The 14,891-nt window shown below is 45.8% G+C and carries 18 protein-coding genes and 1 pseudogene; 7 read left to right on the forward strand and 12 right to left on the reverse strand.

Going from position 1 to position 14,891, the window contains the following annotated elements; all coding sequences use genetic code 11:
- Nucleotides 1-83 precede the first annotated feature (83 nt).
- The 7 genes from AB8516_RS10600 to AB8516_RS10630 all read left to right on the forward strand — a co-directional run bounded on the left by AB8516_RS10600 (nucleotide 84) and on the right by AB8516_RS10630 (nucleotide 6,797).
- The gene (locus AB8516_RS10600; RefSeq protein ID WP_369160463.1) at nucleotides 84-1,073 is read left to right on the forward strand and encodes a nuclear transport factor 2 family protein; all 990 of its coding nucleotides are present in this window, start codon (nucleotides 84-86) and stop codon (nucleotides 1,071-1,073) included.
- 3 nt (nucleotides 1,074-1,076) lie between these two features.
- Nucleotides 1,077-1,886, forward strand: a complete 810-nt coding sequence (locus tag AB8516_RS10605; protein WP_369160465.1) for a glucose 1-dehydrogenase — start codon at nucleotides 1,077-1,079, stop codon at nucleotides 1,884-1,886.
- 11 nt (nucleotides 1,887-1,897) lie between these two features.
- Entirely contained in the window at nucleotides 1,898-2,218 is a 321-nt protein-coding gene (locus AB8516_RS10610; RefSeq protein WP_369160467.1) for a cytochrome c, read from the forward strand.
- 60 nt (nucleotides 2,219-2,278) lie between these two features.
- Nucleotides 2,279-3,772, forward strand: coding sequence for an FAD-binding oxidoreductase (locus AB8516_RS10615; RefSeq protein WP_369160469.1), 1,494 nt, complete (start codon nucleotides 2,279-2,281; stop codon nucleotides 3,770-3,772).
- A gap of 364 nt (nucleotides 3,773-4,136) precedes the next feature.
- Complete coding sequence (locus tag AB8516_RS10620) at nucleotides 4,137-5,183, forward strand: DUF2157 domain-containing protein (RefSeq protein ID WP_108289285.1); 1,047 nt, start codon at nucleotides 4,137-4,139, stop codon at nucleotides 5,181-5,183.
- Nucleotides 5,180-6,277, forward strand: a complete 1,098-nt coding sequence (locus AB8516_RS10625) for a DUF4401 domain-containing protein (RefSeq protein WP_369160471.1) — start codon at nucleotides 5,180-5,182, stop codon at nucleotides 6,275-6,277. The genes AB8516_RS10620 and AB8516_RS10625 overlap by 4 nt, the downstream gene beginning before the upstream one ends.
- On the forward strand, nucleotides 6,270-6,797 hold the full coding sequence (locus tag AB8516_RS10630; RefSeq protein WP_369160473.1) for a GDYXXLXY domain-containing protein: 528 nt from the start codon (nucleotides 6,270-6,272) through the stop codon (nucleotides 6,795-6,797). Before AB8516_RS10625 ends, AB8516_RS10630 begins: the two co-directional genes overlap by 8 nt.
- A 178-nt stretch (nucleotides 6,798-6,975) precedes the next feature.
- Here AB8516_RS10630 and AB8516_RS10635 read toward each other — a convergent pair.
- From AB8516_RS10635 to AB8516_RS10690, 12 genes and pseudogenes are all read right to left on the reverse strand, one after another.
- Nucleotides 6,976-7,110, reverse strand: a pseudogene (locus AB8516_RS10635) (transposase); the annotation flags it as partial.
- 89 nt (nucleotides 7,111-7,199) lie between these two features.
- The gene (locus tag AB8516_RS10640) at nucleotides 7,200-7,625 is read right to left on the reverse strand and encodes a PIN domain-containing protein (protein WP_108289282.1); all 426 of its coding nucleotides are present in this window, start codon (nucleotides 7,623-7,625) and stop codon (nucleotides 7,200-7,202) included.
- Complete coding sequence (locus AB8516_RS10645; protein WP_108289281.1) at nucleotides 7,622-7,852, reverse strand: DUF6364 family protein; 231 nt, start codon at nucleotides 7,850-7,852, stop codon at nucleotides 7,622-7,624. The genes AB8516_RS10640 and AB8516_RS10645 overlap by 4 nt, the downstream gene beginning before the upstream one ends.
- A 243-nt stretch (nucleotides 7,853-8,095) precedes the next feature.
- Entirely contained in the window at nucleotides 8,096-8,818 is a 723-nt protein-coding gene (locus AB8516_RS10650; protein ID WP_369160476.1) for a transglycosylase domain-containing protein, read from the reverse strand.
- Nucleotides 8,819-8,911: 93 nt separating this feature from the next.
- The gene (locus tag AB8516_RS10655; protein WP_369160478.1) at nucleotides 8,912-9,406 is read right to left on the reverse strand and encodes a hypothetical protein; all 495 of its coding nucleotides are present in this window, start codon (nucleotides 9,404-9,406) and stop codon (nucleotides 8,912-8,914) included.
- Between the two features lie 105 nt (nucleotides 9,407-9,511).
- On the reverse strand, nucleotides 9,512-9,949 hold the full coding sequence (locus tag AB8516_RS10660; protein ID WP_369160480.1) for a hypothetical protein: 438 nt from the start codon (nucleotides 9,947-9,949) through the stop codon (nucleotides 9,512-9,514).
- Nucleotides 9,950-10,044: 95 nt separating this feature from the next.
- Nucleotides 10,045-10,818 carry a hypothetical protein gene (locus AB8516_RS10665; protein ID WP_369160482.1) on the reverse strand — a complete coding sequence of 258 codons (774 nt, stop codon included), beginning with the start codon at nucleotides 10,816-10,818 and terminating at the stop codon, nucleotides 10,045-10,047.
- Between the two features lie 90 nt (nucleotides 10,819-10,908).
- Nucleotides 10,909-12,363, reverse strand: coding sequence for a hypothetical protein (locus AB8516_RS10670; RefSeq protein ID WP_369160484.1), 1,455 nt, complete (start codon nucleotides 12,361-12,363; stop codon nucleotides 10,909-10,911).
- A 562-nt stretch (nucleotides 12,364-12,925) separates the two neighbouring features.
- Nucleotides 12,926-13,255, reverse strand: a complete 330-nt coding sequence (locus AB8516_RS10675) for a hypothetical protein (protein ID WP_369160485.1) — start codon at nucleotides 13,253-13,255, stop codon at nucleotides 12,926-12,928.
- Between the two features lie 82 nt (nucleotides 13,256-13,337).
- On the reverse strand, nucleotides 13,338-13,646 hold the full coding sequence (locus tag AB8516_RS10680; protein ID WP_369163263.1) for a zf-TFIIB domain-containing protein: 309 nt from the start codon (nucleotides 13,644-13,646) through the stop codon (nucleotides 13,338-13,340).
- A gap of 40 nt (nucleotides 13,647-13,686) precedes the next feature.
- Entirely contained in the window at nucleotides 13,687-14,655 is a 969-nt protein-coding gene (locus tag AB8516_RS10685) for an IS30 family transposase (protein WP_369158239.1), read from the reverse strand.
- A gap of 36 nt (nucleotides 14,656-14,691) precedes the next feature.
- Nucleotides 14,692-14,844: a zf-TFIIB domain-containing protein gene (locus AB8516_RS10690; RefSeq protein WP_369160487.1), complete on the reverse strand. Its 153-nt coding sequence runs from the start codon at nucleotides 14,842-14,844 to the stop codon at nucleotides 14,692-14,694.
- Between the last annotated feature and the right edge of the window lie 47 nt (nucleotides 14,845-14,891).

Genomic DNA, 14,891 nt, shown 5'->3' on the forward strand with positions numbered 1-14,891 from the left:
TTCAGCTTTATTGATAATGGATTAACCTATTTAGTATTTATCAACCACTAATCAGAAACACAAAAACAGAATTAGGAGGATGTATGAAAATACTAGGTTTGACAAAAGTCGTGATCATCAGCACCTTACTGTTCCTAGCGACTATAAAGCCCGCAGTGTCAGAAGAAATAATTATATTGAAAGAAAGCAGTGAAAACTTTCAGACCATTTTCAAGATCACAAAAGACTATTATGTAGCATGGTCATACACCCAAAAAGATACTGAATATGATCAAGCAGGGGTCTATTACTCAAAAAATCCAAACAATGTCTACTGGGACCCACTTCCGCCTTTAGAAGGTCACCGAGGCTGGGGACAATATAAGGATGTGATCGAAAAAGTATGGCTGCCTGCAGGAATTGTCGCGGCGGGAATCTTGTTTGCAAATGATGGGTCGTTCCAAGCTTGGCGTTACGCAGATGTTATCTGGACAACTGCAAACTGTATTGTTCGCGCCCAATACAAAGGAGGCATGAGCCGAATCATGCCTTGCCGTGGCACTCAGGTTTGGACCCAAGAGAACGGAAAATGGGTTGTCCAACATGAACACTTTTCTGCGACCGTCAATCCTAGTGGAAAGTTATTTAAGATTTCGGAAGATGGAAAGCAAAAAACTGAATCAAATTCAGAAATTAAGAAACTAAGCGATGAATTGATCGGTGAATGGTCTAAGAGTAAGCCTGTAAATGTAGGCAAAAACCTAAGAAATCGCTATTCCAATGAATTTCCAATCCGAATATATATGCCATGGGCACCTCACGATGGTTTTCAATCATGGAATCAGTTTGAAATGGGTTTGAATGAATTTGTCAGTTTGACCAGTAAAAAGATAGAAATAACACCTAGAGGAGATTTAGAAGTAAACATGCGGGGAAATATCGCCTGGACAACCGCAACCCTAAATATTGATTTTCAACAGCATGATGACACACATGTATCGGCTAGTGGCAGGCAAACACTTATCTGGATAAAGGATAATGAGAGCTGGTTAATTGCTCATGAACATCTTTCGATTCCGATGGGGGCAGAGTAATCCATGGATCGACTTAACAGTAAAACGATTTTAATTACAGGTGCGGCAAGTGGTATTGGAGCAAGTTGTGCAAGATTAGCTGCTGAATCCGGGGCTTCTGTCATTTTGGCTGATATTGATGATAGAGGTGGCATAGCTGTAACTGAAGAGATTATCGCAAATGGAGGTATAGCAGAGTTTCAACGGCTTGATGTTAGTTCTGAAGAGGAATGGAAATCGGTAGTTGAAAAGATCATCGGTCAATATAAAGGTCTCGATGTCTTAGTTAATAATGCGGGTATCACCTTAATTAAACCTATTGAGGCAACAACCCTAGAAGAGTGGCATAAATTATCTCGGGTTAATGTAGATAGCGTTTTTCTTGGTATGAAACACTCTCTACCCGCGCTCAAAGAGCGTTCTTTGTCTCATGTTGCTGGTGGATCGATTATCAATATGTCCTCCGCTGTAGGCCTTGTAGGCATTCCTGGCGCTCTTGGTTACACCATGACTAAGGCTGCAGTTAGACATATGTCCAAGTCTGCTGCAATAGAGTTTGCGGAGATGGGATACAACATTCGTGTCAATTCTGTTCATCCCGGCTTAGTAAAAACACCAATGGCAGATGGCATATATGAAGTATGGGCGCAGAGTAAAGCCTTTGGTACAGATGACATTGCTCAAATTGAGAAAATCATGACTGAAGCCCACCCTTTGGGCCGACATGGAATGCCAGAAGACATCGCTAAAGCTGTCGCTTTTCTCGCGTCAGATGACTCGAGCTATATGACCGGCTCAGAATTGGTTGTTGATGGCGGATTTGTTGCAAAGTAATGGGAGTGGCAATGGATACGAAACTGTTAACTATTTTGGGTTTCATACTTAGTGTGATCTTCGTAACTGTTTCTTCGAACGCGTATTCAGATAATAAAGATACTGGACAGGTAAAACTACTGACCTGTGTTGCCTGCCATGGTGCCGATGGGATAGGAAAATCACCCCAATATCCAAATCTTAATGGTCAAAAATTACCCTACTTAATAAAACAACTGAAGGCATTTAGGTCTGGAGAGCGTAAGGCGCCTGACATGGCTCGTATGGCCAGAATGCTAACAGATGAAGAGATTGCCTATGTCGCAGAATATTACTCCAAGTTGGCCGATTGACGCTTAAATCTAATTTAGCTCTAGTAACCCGCTTACATCAATAGATGACAAGAATACATTATGAATGACCAAATAGTTTCGCGTCGGTTGGCTTTGAAAAAACTTGTAGCAATGAGTGCGATAGGAGTGGTTGGTACTTTTTGGTCAGGTTCTGGTATTTCTAAGGTAAGCAGGCAGTCTATTCCAGGAATTAGTGGGAAGATAATTTATAAAGAGGATGAAAACTATGAACTCTGGCGTCAGTCTATGGTTTGGCATCTCTCAAAGCCAAAACGTTATCCAGACGTCATTGTAAAACCTCGGTCTGTCGAAGAGGTTATATCGGCGGTTAAGCATGCCGCAACAAACTCTCTTAAGGTTGCGATCAGAAGTGGTGGCCATAATTCAACAGGTTCCTCCTTGAGAAATGGAGGCATGCTGCTTGATCTGTCCGGAATGAGCGAGTTGGAGATTGATGAACATAAGCAGGTAGCCTCTGTTCAACCTGGTGTGCGAAGTGACCAGTTAGTGAGAGCTGCAAGAGAAAAAAGTCTTAGTTTTCCAGTACCTCATTGCACCTCTGTTGGGATCAGTGGCTTCGTTATGGGAGGGGGGATCGGCTGGAATTATCCACAAAATGAGGGAATGGCGACATTCTCTATCGTAGGGGCTGAAGTTATTACCGCAGATGGACAACGCATTATGGCGACTGAGGAACAACACTCAGATCTACTATGGGCAGTGCGAGGTGCGGGACCTGGCTTTTTTGGCGTAGTCACTCGGTTGTTTCTTAAGCTATATCCAGCTCCTAAGTCCATAACGGCAAGTTCCTATATATTTCCCCTTCAAGAGTTACAAAATGTAACCTCAATTCTGGATCAGATTAATAAAGATAAAACGGTACGTGAAAGAATCGAACTACTAACGGTGCTGATGCATCATCCAGAAATGCCGGTTGATGCACCTCCCGAGAAATCCAAAATTTGCTTTGTAACAGCCTTTGCATTCGAGCAATCTGCTACTGAAGGAAGAGTACTACTCGAACCATTTTCAAAATCAGATCTATCAACGAAATCCCTGGTCAAAGATGAGTTCCAATCTTTCACCTTTGAAGGCCTATACGACAAGTTCTTTAGCCTAGAAGATCCTGCTGGTCGTATGGCGCGTTATAGTGCGGATAATGTTCTTACCAACAAAGGCAGTGACGCATTAATCGCAATGGCAGAACATCTGAAAAAAGCACCTTCAACGGATACGCATGTATTAACGGCCTGGGGACTAAATCTACAGCCAAGAGAAGATGCCTGTTTTTCAGGAGTTGGTGATTGTTTTGTCGGCTGTTACTCAATATGGGATGGTGAAGAAAATGATCAGGCCAATCGGAATTGGTTGAAACAATCACAACCGATTATCGATCAGTTTGCATACGGCCATTATGTTAACGAGATTAATGGGGTAGGAAATCCGAACCGATACCGAGAGTGTTATTCAAAGAGTAAATGGAAACGTCTAAATCAGTTGCGTGATAAATATGATCCTGTAGGTGTATTTCATTCATTTCTGGGGCATAGCTAATTAAGTTAGGCCAGGATTCCCTGTGTTGCACGCTGTATGTATTGTCTCTTTGAGCATGCATATTTCTCTATTTTATTTCGATATTGCTCAATACCGATTGTTTTGAACAACCCCGAATATTCTTTGAATTCCTTATGGAGGTTTTGATGCTCTAGTTGTTGTGGAAAAGTAAGATGGGACACCCGTAAATTACTACATTGCCCCTGACAAGATATGTGTATAATACAAGCACACACTTACCTGGCTGACGTTTACGGAGCAGCACCTGCTTTGTTACAGTCGATATATATAGATCATCAAGCCATGGCTTTTGGTGCGGCTGGGCCGCACCCTATCTAGCGACCCTGGGTGTAAAGGAGTTTAAATGCATAAGGAGATCATCGCTGATTACGCGAACGTACAGGAGCTGGCGCAGCAACTGAAGCTAAGCGAAGCTGCCTATCGACGGGCGATGACACTTGCAGGTCTGGTACCCGATCAAACCAGCTGGCTACGTCACATCGATCGCTTCCTGATTGCTCTCGGCGCCTTGTTGATCGTCGCCGGTATCCTAGCCTTCTTTGCCTGGAACTGGGCCGATCTCAGTCACTTAACAAAGTTCGCCCTGGTCGAGGGTGGTATCGTGGGCGCAGCGGTACTGGCCTGGCGTTTCGGCCTCGACACCATTGCCGGCAGGGTCAGCCTGCTGGCAGCTGCGATTCTCACCGGCACACTGTTGGCAGTGTTTGGACAGGCCTACCAGACTGGTGCAGACCCCTATGGCCTGTTTCTCACCTGGGCACTGCTGATCCTCCCTTGGGCAATCATTGGCCGTCAGACGGGTATCTGGATGTTGCTGCAGATCCTCCTGAATCTGACCCTCATCATGTACTACACACAGGTCCTGCACCCACCGGATGGCTGGTGGCAGTTATCGCAACTGCTCGGCCCGCTGGTATGGCTGGGTACTACAGTGATGGATTCCACCCTGGCCAGCTATCTTTTTGTACTGAATGTCATCGCCCTACTCATCTGGGAGGTCGGCTCATACCGCGGCGTCAGCTGGATGCGGGGAATACTGTTCCCACGGGTGATCGCATTTATCGCTTTCAGCACGGTCCTCCTGCCCACACTGGTCATCATCGTCGCAGCCGGTTTTGAGGAACAGACCAGATTGAGCGTGGTCTCCCCCACTCTGCTACTCATCGCAACAGGTGCTGCTCTCTACTACTACCAGTATCGACGACATGATTTGTTCATTCTTACCTGTAGCCTGCTTGGCGTAATTATGGTGATCACTGCGTTCTTCATCCGTCATATGATGTCTGGTTCAGGCAGCCTGCTCTTTCTCGCCCTTCTGCTTATTGCCCAGGTCGCGAGTGCCGCCTGGTGGTTGCGTCAGATTGCGCTGCGCTGGGAGACAAGATCATGAACGGATCAACCGTTACCCTGAACCATATCGTGAACAACTTGCGGGCGGAGAATCTACTCAGCACAGAGGATGACGCACTCGATTATTTGGAAAACAGACCGAACCCGCAACCCTGGTATATCCGAACGATGGTGGGGTTCGGGGCCTGGCTCGCCAGCCTTTTGTTAATCGGGTTCATAGCCAGTATCACCCTGATGTTCGATGGTGGTTATATCTTCATCGGTGCGGCATTGATCGTGTGTGCAATTCTCGTCCGTCAACGATCCGACAGAGACTTTCTGGTTCAATGCGCACTGGCTTCCAGCCTGGCCGGCCAGGCATTGGTTGCCTACGGCTTTGCTGATATCGCAGGGCATGGGGAGTTCGAGATTTTTCTTGGCTTCGCTCTGGTAATAAGCTCAGCCCTGTTTTTTCTTTTTCCGGATCGTATTCATCGTGTCATCATGGTGCTGCTCGCCACCGGTTCATTGACCACGTTGTTGTACCACTGGGAGGCAAATGCACTTGTACCCCTCCTCGGTCCAGCACTCACCGGCATATTGATCATGCTGCACAACCAAATGCCGACACTTGTTGCAGGCAGGCACAGTGAATTACTACACCCCTTGATGAGTGGATTGATGCTGAGCGCCTTTGGCACTCTGCTGCTCTCTACCGTATATCTGCTGCCAGAACTGGAAGCAGACTTTTTGTTCTATCCCCGACCCTGGATCTCAACGATTCTATTGGGTCTGCTTTTTATATATCTCGGTAGATTGATCTGGCCTGTCGTTGCAGGTACGGAAGACAGAAAGTCATTTCTATTACTGTATGGCATCATGATAGTCATTATCGCCTGTGCCTGGTATGCGCCGGGACTCTTGCTTGGACTTATCGTCATGCTACTTGGCGCTCACTCCAGCAGGGTAACTTTCACCGGGGCCGGTATCGGTTTTTTTATCCTATTCCTAACTGCCTTCTTCTACGGTATAGAAGTCAGTCTGCTAACGAAATCGATCACACTGGTCGCCACCGGTATCACCCTATTGCTATCTCGCTGGATCATCCTCAAAGTCATCCTGACAGATGAGCGGCAGGGAGCTGACCATGCTTAATACAATCATCGGCTTATCTGATAAGACCCGCCTCACCATCATGGCTGTTGTGACGCTATTGATACTCCTCATCGTCAACAGCCAGATCATCATCAAAGAGAGCATTGTCAATAATGGCGACACCCTGCTGCTAAGACTCGCACCACGTGACCCTCGCTCACTTTTACAAGGTGACTACATGGCGTTGCGATATGCCATGACCGGTGAGGTCGCACAGGCCGCAAAATCCGCCAAGATTGACGATGGAAATATCATTGTGAATCTCGACCCGACAGGGGAAGCCAGCTTTGTGAGCCTCTACGAGGGGCAGCAACTCACAGAAACCCAGCACCTGCTGCGTTTCCGAAAGCGAGGAGAGTCAGTACGGCTTGCCAGCGACGCCTACTTTTTTCAGGAAGGAGAATGGGAGACTTACTCCAACGCACATTTTGGCGAACTGAGTGTCAACGATGACGGCTTTGCGGTCCTGACCGGTTTGTATGATCAAGATAAAAATCGTCTGGGAGATAAACTGCATTGATTTTCAGAATTTAATCAAGGTTATTCCAGGCTAGATTAATCGGCTGATCAGGACACCCATCGCAAACTTTCAGACTTCCCACGGTACGGATGAAGTTACTGACGGAGATCTTCGCCATCGACATCTACGTTTATGCCGTACTGCCTTACTACTATCACAGGGCAATCAGTTTTCCATAGGCCTTCAGCCATTTGTATAAGCTTTGGGCTGAGACGCCTAATCGCTTGGCTACATCAGGTACTGTATAGCCTCGATCCAATACTTGTTTGACCGCCTCTTCTTTGAATTCTTGGGTGAAATTCGTCTTGGACATGGATCTCTCCTAGCTGCTTTAATTTAAAGTATAGGAGTATCCGGTAAAGTGAAGGAAGTCCAGGTCCGAGTTAATTTGTCTTGTTATGCCTAATTCATTAGTTGACTTGCCATAATCCCTAAAAGCTCATCAGGCGTATAGACTGGCAACTTAGTATTTTTATAATCTTTTGTATTTCGAGTGACTATGCCATCAACTTCACAGCATTCACCAGAATAGTATTGAACGGCATCCTCAAAATCAGAAAATGTCGAATTAACGGAAAACTCCAACACTTTCGTATTCACTTCAGCTATATAAAAAAGCTCCAATATTTTTTTTATTTCAATTTTAGCCTGATTTTTCGTCAGTGCTTTTGAGATTAAATAATCTAGGGTAGTTATTGTTGTTGCGCATAAACACCCTTCAATCGTTTTGCTTTCAACCATACCTACAAGTCTAGCCGAAACTTGGACAAACTCCTTTCTGGCTAATAAAACATCAAGGATCACATTTGTATCGAATAAGATCTTCAAAGGTATTTTTCCTCTAAATGCCTTTTATAATCATCTTCATCAACATCCTTTATTACACCAATTAATGATTTGGTAATTTGAGGAGGTTCGGGACTTTCCACTCCTTTTGTAAGCAGTTGAAAATAGTCGGCTACAACCTGAGATAATGACTTATCATGTTGTTTTGCAAAGATTTTTGCCTGTTTTATCAAGGATTCGTCTAGTCGAAGGGTTAACTTGCTTTGCATGGCGACACCTGTGACGTATATATTTGTAATGAATATACGTCACGTATTTAGTTTCGTCAATATGGGATTTTTAGAGATGGAGTGCTTTTGGGCATAACGGCAGCCTCACCGGCCGGGCGTGAAGCATATGTTGTTAAAAGTTATGTCGTTCATTTAAAACCTCAATCCAAAAAAACCGCCGCCAAGCCCGGTCAGGTGGAGGCGTTTGTTGGGCGGCAACGCCCGCACTGTGAAATCAGTGACCTATACCGTTAAAAACCGAAGGAAAACCATAAGCGCTTCTTCTGCAAAATTGCCGCTACGCTTTCCCTCGTATTCTACATCCAACACACTGGCTGGAATAATTTTCCCGGCCAGAAATGCTTGGATTGACTCAACCCTACGCCGATTCTCGTCAGTGCCCGGTTTCAGATTGTTCGGCCCTATAAACATCGCAATCAGAGAAAGGAATTCCTGATTTGTAAGTTCCGATATGCCCTTGCCAAAGTAAATCTTTGAAGCAGAATCAAACCCGTGTATGGGCTTCCCATTTTCTGTCCCAAAGTATGCAATGTTCAAAAACAACCGCAGTTGCTCATCCTTGCTCACAAGTGCGTCAAGGGCATGCTGTGCGATCAAGGTCTGACGGATCTTAGCAAGCCCTTGTTTGAACCCATTAGGGAAGTAAAGAAGTTTGACTAAACCTTGGGTCAAAGTAGTCATCCCAGCCCCAGGCGTACCGAGATCAACCCCGCGGTGTTTAAAGAACGTGGGATCTTCAACCGCAAGCAACAAACCTATTCGTTCTGAACCCACTTCTGAAACATCAACGGTATCGCCCCACTTGCTATACGCCGCAGCAACATAAGACTGCGTGTTACTCCTGGCATCGAATATTGCCCACAGGTAATACAAAACGAGGATCACAAAAAAACCAATAGTAGGAAGCAGCCATAGCGATTTTGCTTTTCTTGTTAAAACCTTCAAGATTATCCCCGATGCATTTTTTCAGCCCAACACCGCCGCTCAGCCGCGCGCGTCTTCGGCGCGTCTGCTGGAGCGGCCTTGTTAGCTGCGACATTACTCAATTTGCCTGCCGTTCACAGACATGGCCATATCGATAATGATTTCCTTCCTCTGGCCATCTGATGTTTTTCTTGATTTGTAGGTGCGCTCACTGCCATTAGACGAATTCAACCAAAATGGCTCACCTTCGATGCGAAGCACGATGTGCTTGAGCGGTGTGCTCTTTCCACGCGCCATATCATTGCACCGTGGTATTGGCACTTCAACCTGACCTAGCGATTTGCTCCGAAACTGAAATGCGCTTGTTTGATACTCCGATTTTTTGCCGATTTCCCGCACTGCCCAATAGTTGCCTCTTTCTGCGCACATAGCATCGTAATATTCCTCGCACTCGATGAGCATGCTCATTGTTTCGCCTTCAATTTGAAGCTCAACCGCAAACTGTTGCTGAATAGGCTTGGTTTCTCTGACCAACTTGGAATCTAAGCACTCGTACATACCGCAGCCTTGAAGCAGGAAAAGAAACAATATGCTTGTAAATAGCTTCATGGTGCTTTTTGCAGCTAACGCCTGCAGAAGCGGCCGAAATGTAGCAGCGAAGCTGCGGAATGTAGGTCCAGCCCAAGCTTGCTTGGGCGTTGTTTGCTGTATTTGTTAACTTTGTGCTTCGACATTACCGCTTACCTTTTCCCGGTATACTCTCTCGGTTACCGAAAGATATAGCTCAGTACCCCTGATGTGAAGGGCTCTACGTTTTAGAAACCAAGCCCTAAAAGTATCGCCGGCTTCAAGCTGGGACCAGGGAATATAAACTGACCTGCGCCCAAATAGAATCAGCGGTCTCCGAATAAGAACGCCACTAGTTAAACATGTGACATCCATAGCGTTCCAGTAGTCCGTATGATCTGACTTGGCGTATTCAGGAGCAGACTTCCAGAAGAACACCATTTGAGCAGACTTATCCACTTTTCCTGTCTCTGAGATAGCCTCCCCCTTGGCCACAATCTCAGACCATAAAGGATTCCGGTACTCTATTATCATCCCGATGATCCAAAAAACCACAAAAGCTGAAAGAATGATGATGTTAGTCATGGGTGAAAGTTAACGCAAATGATAAGGAGCCGAGGCGAAGCCGAGGTCCCAGCAGCCCCGAAGGGGATGCGCCTTGATTGTTTTGTTAGCGCTTTTCACCCTGCATACCATTCCTTGAGCTTTCGATATCCCTTTATGGCGAGAGCTCCAGGCACCAGAACCAACAGGCCCATTGTGTAAGCGAGGATTGCTGCCACTACAGTGTTTTCAAGAAACATAAGCATAGCGACAACGAATAGGAAACCCACTAGCGTTCCTGCTAATGCCGCCGTTGGTTGTGTTACGCCCATGAACTGTTGTTGAGCGACTCGGAATTTGCAGTTAACCCCTTTGTGCAAAACCTCAAGCCATATTTCTGGGCTTGTTTCGCCATCGACGGTGTTCAGAAACTCGAATCGAACTGTTTGGCCTCGATTAAAGGTGGGAATGATGTAATCCCGCTGATGCCAATAGAAATCAAACTGCTGCTCCGTTGGTTCCTGTCCATCCGGAACTGCAATATCATGCTTATAGTTTTCGGTGAAATCGACAATTCTGGTAGTGCCGACTATTTGGGTGTGCTGAGTAAGTAGCTTTGAATTGTTCGTAAACACCCGAACAACCACGCCCTCGAAATCTTTGGTGCTCTGATTTATGAGCTCAATTGTTGATAGATATAGACGCGCTACTTGATTGCCGTTCCATGTGACCTGGACGGACCCGTAAATAGCATCGTCAGCTGATTGCCCTACTTGGTTGTGAAGAACGTTGTAGGTGAATAGCGACCTGCGATTGAGCCACTGCTGCACGAGGACAGCGGTGAGAATGCCGCCGAACGCGGATAGCAGCGCCAATACAACCTTGTTTTCGATAAGAGTAGATATATCCATTCTTCTTTGCGCTAACGCCACGCATCACCGGAACCAAAAAGCAGCGCGAGGAACGAGCGCCGCTTTTTGGTGTCCGAGTGCATGCGATTGTTAGTCGATATTGTTCGAATTGAACTCGTTAAAAGCTTCGTCCAGGCCTGCTATCTGCTTCTTTCTTTCAAACAACAATATTAACTCTCTTACTCTTGCTGATTTGCGCTCGCCTGGTAATTCGTCGACATCTACGCCGAGAACAAAACAGAAGCTTTTAAAATTCTCCATATCCATTGCGTCGCAAAGGTTATTAAATAACCTTTTGCGCACCTCAACCTTGGTTTCTTTTGTTGTTTCCTTTGGATGAGGCGTGGTTTCAGTAACCTTGGGCCAATCACCAGCCGAAGGCGCAACTGGGCGACTTTCTATGAATACACGCAGATAAGCCGCAGCAGCGTGGGCTGCATAAGATTGCCAGTTATCATTTTTTTGGTTGTCGGCAAAATCACAGATAGATCGAATAGTTATAAAGCCAACCTTCTTTAGCGCCCCGAAAGCAGCGGACGCAACTCCCGCACTTTCCATTTCGATGCCAATCAGGTTCCGCTGTGACGAAAGAAGCCTTTGGACTTCTTGAGAGGAAGCAATAACTTTCTCACCAGATGCAACGGGACCGATATGTATTTTTGGCAATTCCGTAGACGCTTCAGAATGATCAGGGCGAGAAGGGAGGCTATTTCGCCACGCAGAATTTTCCAGATTAAGAAAACCATCTAAAAGCGTGCGATCCGCCAAAAATTGCCTATTTCGTACATCTGTCTGACTGTCTCGAACTTTTCCAGGTTCATAGTAGACAATTGACTCTGATACGATAATGTCTCCTAGTCGTTGAGTATTGCTGTTTATTCCCCCTGCAATTCCAGCAACGAGAATATATCGAGGATTCCAACGGTTAATTAGGTCTGCTGTAGCATGTGCAGCATCTAAATTACCCATTGTTGGCAAAAGCGTTACAACAATTCGGTAATGGTCGCGGATGCCAGTTCGAACAGTTGCTTTATAATAAGTCCGAGAATCCTCTTGTGAGGCCTGAACACGTCCCAATTCAGGTATATGCTTTTTAAGTGCATCGAGTTCTTTTGGAAGTGCTACAACTACCGCGAAATCCACCGTTTCCACATCAACTTGACGGGCCAAATCTGTAGTGAGAACTTCATCTTGAGAGATTCCAGCACTTGCTGCCGCTAGAATTGCAGCAACATTTTCTTCATGATTTTTCTTAAGTGTTTTTAACTGCTCTGCGGAATACACCTCAGGCTCTTGATCAATCAAGCTGTGGTGTGTAGGACAAAGAATAATAATATTCTCTTCTTTGTTTCGTTCCTCTTCAGACAGCGATGGGTCAAAACGCGGACCGCCAGGTGACGCCGCATGTATATGACACATTTCACCTAACAGCGCGCCTGAAATGGCATCAACTAACGCTGTTGTGCAACCCGGAAAGGCACAAATACCACCCGAGGACGCAAAGAGGCGCTTGACTGTTTTCTGTCTGATGCTGGCTCTTCTCATTCGTACTTCACGATCATGCTTTTTCGACTAACGACAAGAATATGGGGCGGATCGCCGCGTAGCGGTGAGACGTCCCAGCTGCCCAACGGGCAGCGACATGATTCGCTTGTTATGCATTGCTAACACCTCTCCAGAGCATTACTGGTAGTACGAGCACACCAGAAGCAAACCAAAGCGAAAGGAGTACCGAAGCATACCAAGAAAATATGACTTTAGCAGTGCGACCGTTGCCCTCGAGTTGTTCTATCGAACCTTTGGATAGAGAGCCCTCACTGGAAAACCAATATATTGTGAGAAGAAGGCCCCACGAAATAATCAGGGCTGAAAGCAAACCGCCAAACATTACTAGGGCGATAGCTGGGCTCAGGATCGGCTCAAGGGAAATGCTGGCGACCACACCAAATACGCTTGCTACGGCAACAACCCATAGTATTTTTCGGGTGCTTAGTAGCCGATTACCAATCTTTTCGTACGTGGTCGGTGTCATCGTTTTATTTTTTCTGCATAACGTTGCCTTCAGCGGAGCAGGTGCGGCAGCGACTGTATCCGCTGAAAGGCCTGGTTATAAGTCCTTAATTTTTTCAACTGCCTCTTCATATGTGTCTTTGATAATTATCCTGATTAGCGCAGGACAATCGTCGTCCGCCATACATATTTGTAGAGATTGATTGTGATATTTAACCCGTTCGATGAGCTTCTCTTTTGTTTTTGGTGCTTGATCAATGTCTTTTCCATTCAACCCAATTAGCGCGCCTCTAACCGCCCATAAATCTGTTGAATAGTACCGAAGTTGTCCATCCTTAGTTCTTTCTACATACCCAAGCATGTACCCACCATAGAATGACCCAATTCCTACTACTAGCACTGTAAAGATGATTGCGACTGTTTTCATTGGAACTTATAACGTTGCCTTCAGCGGAGCAGGCGCGTTAGCGACTGTGTCCGCTGGAAGGCCTGGTTATACGTTCTCTCGCTCAACTTCCACCTAATAAAAATGCAATAATTGCCCAAAACAACCCTTCCCCTGCCAAATAAGACCCCACTCCTGTCTCTTTTGATTTATTTTCTAATGCGGGAAGAAGTTTCTTTAACTCCCCTTCATCAAAAAATACTCCAATACATTCTGGACATAGGTCTAGCTCAACGCCTCGAACAGTAATTTGAAAAAGCTGTTGGTTTTTACATTCAGGGCAGTTTCTGTCTTTATTTGTTGTTTTCAGTGTTTCAAATGAACTTTTAAGGTCGTTTAGTAAAAGTGTGTTGTTCTCGCTTTCAAGAATAATCTTTAGTGACTCGCGGTTTCAAGTAATAACTGCAATTCAATTACGCAACGAGCAAATCTTCTCGCTGCCCCATAAATAGTTCATTCGGTGACCTGTTGCCTCTTGTAGCTCTTGGTCTATTGTTGAGGCGGCTCATTACATGCTCAATTTGAGCATCAGTCACCTGGTTAAAGTCAGTACCCTTAGGAAAATACTGTCTGATCAATCCATTCGTATTTTCATTGATCCCACGCTCCCACGATGCATATGGGTGGGCAAAATAGATATCGGCTCCCAATCCTTCAGCGATAGTTTCATGCCTGGCAAATTCAAGGCCATTATCCAAAGTGATCGTTTTCAATCTATCCTTCAGGTGCTGCAAACCCTGAACGGCTGCTTCAGCCAGAAGATCTGCCCGCTTGCCAGTTAATCTCACAATCACGGTATACAGCGTTTTACGCTCAACCATAGTCAATAGCGCACTTCTGCGCCCCTTGCCAATGATGGTATCTCCCTCCCAATCACCAATACGAATCCCTCTGTCGACAACCATTGGGCGATCATCAATGCTGACCCGGCCCTTGATCTTTCCACGCCGATCATAGCTACCATAGCGCTTACGATATGGTTTTGAGGCAACTCTCAGGTGCGTGTACAAATTACCACCGCTTTCCTTATCAGCATAAATCAGCTGATACACTGTTTCATGATGCAATGAGATGCCTTTGTGTCTGGCCAGATAGCTCACGACTTGCTGTGGGCTTAATTCCTGACGAATCAATGACTCAATGGCACTTATGACATCACGGGTCACTTTGCGGGCCTTATAGGCCCCTTTGCGCCGTGCATCTGACAACCTTTGCGCTTGTTTTGGCCTGTATCCACGCAATCCTTGGTTGCGCCTCAGCTCACGACTGATGGTGGAGGGACTTCGCCCCACCAGACCTGCAATCTCTTTCTGCGAATGTCCGGCTTTCTTTAGCATGAAAATTTGATATCGTTCATTCTCGGTCAGCTGGTTGTAGCTCATAAGTGCTTCATCTCTTGGTCGGGAGAAGCGCTGACTCTACCAGCTGGCCTCTCTTCTACCAATTGCACTTATTATCCGAAACCGCCACTCACTATTTATCCACGTGCCATTACAGTAAAAGCATGTATGTGTAATTATGCCTTTACTTGTGGTTTCTTCCATTTTTTCAATGCAACGTGGGCAATCCATAATTTTTACGTATAACGATTTGGGTTAGTGGTGAGCAAACTTGTAGC

The organism is Candidatus Thiodiazotropha sp. LNASS1 (assembly GCF_964212655.1).
In the GTDB taxonomy this organism is placed as follows: Bacteria; Pseudomonadota; Gammaproteobacteria; order Chromatiales; family Chromatiaceae; genus Thiodiazotropha.

What these genes read in the sequence shown, in the direction of transcription:
- AB8516_RS10600 (WP_369160463.1), top strand. Translation starts at nt 84, where the DNA reads ATGAAAATACTAGGTTTGACAAAAGTCGTGATCATCAGCACCTTACTG.
- AB8516_RS10605 (WP_369160465.1), top strand. Translation starts at nt 1,077, where the DNA reads ATGGATCGACTTAACAGTAAAACGATTTTAATTACAGGTGCGGCAAGT.
- AB8516_RS10610 (WP_369160467.1), top strand. Translation starts at nt 1,898, where the DNA reads ATGGATACGAAACTGTTAACTATTTTGGGTTTCATACTTAGTGTGATC.
- AB8516_RS10615 (WP_369160469.1), top strand. Translation starts at nt 2,279, where the DNA reads ATGAATGACCAAATAGTTTCGCGTCGGTTGGCTTTGAAAAAACTTGTA.
- AB8516_RS10620 (WP_108289285.1), top strand. Translation starts at nt 4,137, where the DNA reads ATGCATAAGGAGATCATCGCTGATTACGCGAACGTACAGGAGCTGGCG.
- AB8516_RS10625 (WP_369160471.1), top strand. Translation starts at nt 5,180, where the DNA reads ATGAACGGATCAACCGTTACCCTGAACCATATCGTGAACAACTTGCGG.
- AB8516_RS10630 (WP_369160473.1), top strand. Translation starts at nt 6,270, where the DNA reads ATGCTTAATACAATCATCGGCTTATCTGATAAGACCCGCCTCACCATC.
- AB8516_RS10645 (WP_108289281.1), bottom strand. Translation starts at nt 7,852, where the DNA reads ATGCAAAGCAAGTTAACCCTTCGACTAGACGAATCCTTGATAAAACAG.
- AB8516_RS10655 (WP_369160478.1), bottom strand. Translation starts at nt 9,406, where the DNA reads ATGAAGCTATTTACAAGCATATTGTTTCTTTTCCTGCTTCAAGGCTGC.
- AB8516_RS10660 (WP_369160480.1), bottom strand. Translation starts at nt 9,949, where the DNA reads ATGACTAACATCATCATTCTTTCAGCTTTTGTGGTTTTTTGGATCATC.
- AB8516_RS10665 (WP_369160482.1), bottom strand. Translation starts at nt 10,818, where the DNA reads ATGGATATATCTACTCTTATCGAAAACAAGGTTGTATTGGCGCTGCTA.
- AB8516_RS10670 (WP_369160484.1), bottom strand. Translation starts at nt 12,363, where the DNA reads ATGAGAAGAGCCAGCATCAGACAGAAAACAGTCAAGCGCCTCTTTGCG.
- AB8516_RS10675 (WP_369160485.1), bottom strand. Translation starts at nt 13,255, where the DNA reads ATGAAAACAGTCGCAATCATCTTTACAGTGCTAGTAGTAGGAATTGGG.
- AB8516_RS10685 (WP_369158239.1), bottom strand. Translation starts at nt 14,655, where the DNA reads ATGAGCTACAACCAGCTGACCGAGAATGAACGATATCAAATTTTCATG.
- AB8516_RS10690 (WP_369160487.1), bottom strand. Translation starts at nt 14,844, where the DNA reads ATGGATTGCCCACGTTGCATTGAAAAAATGGAAGAAACCACAAGTAAA.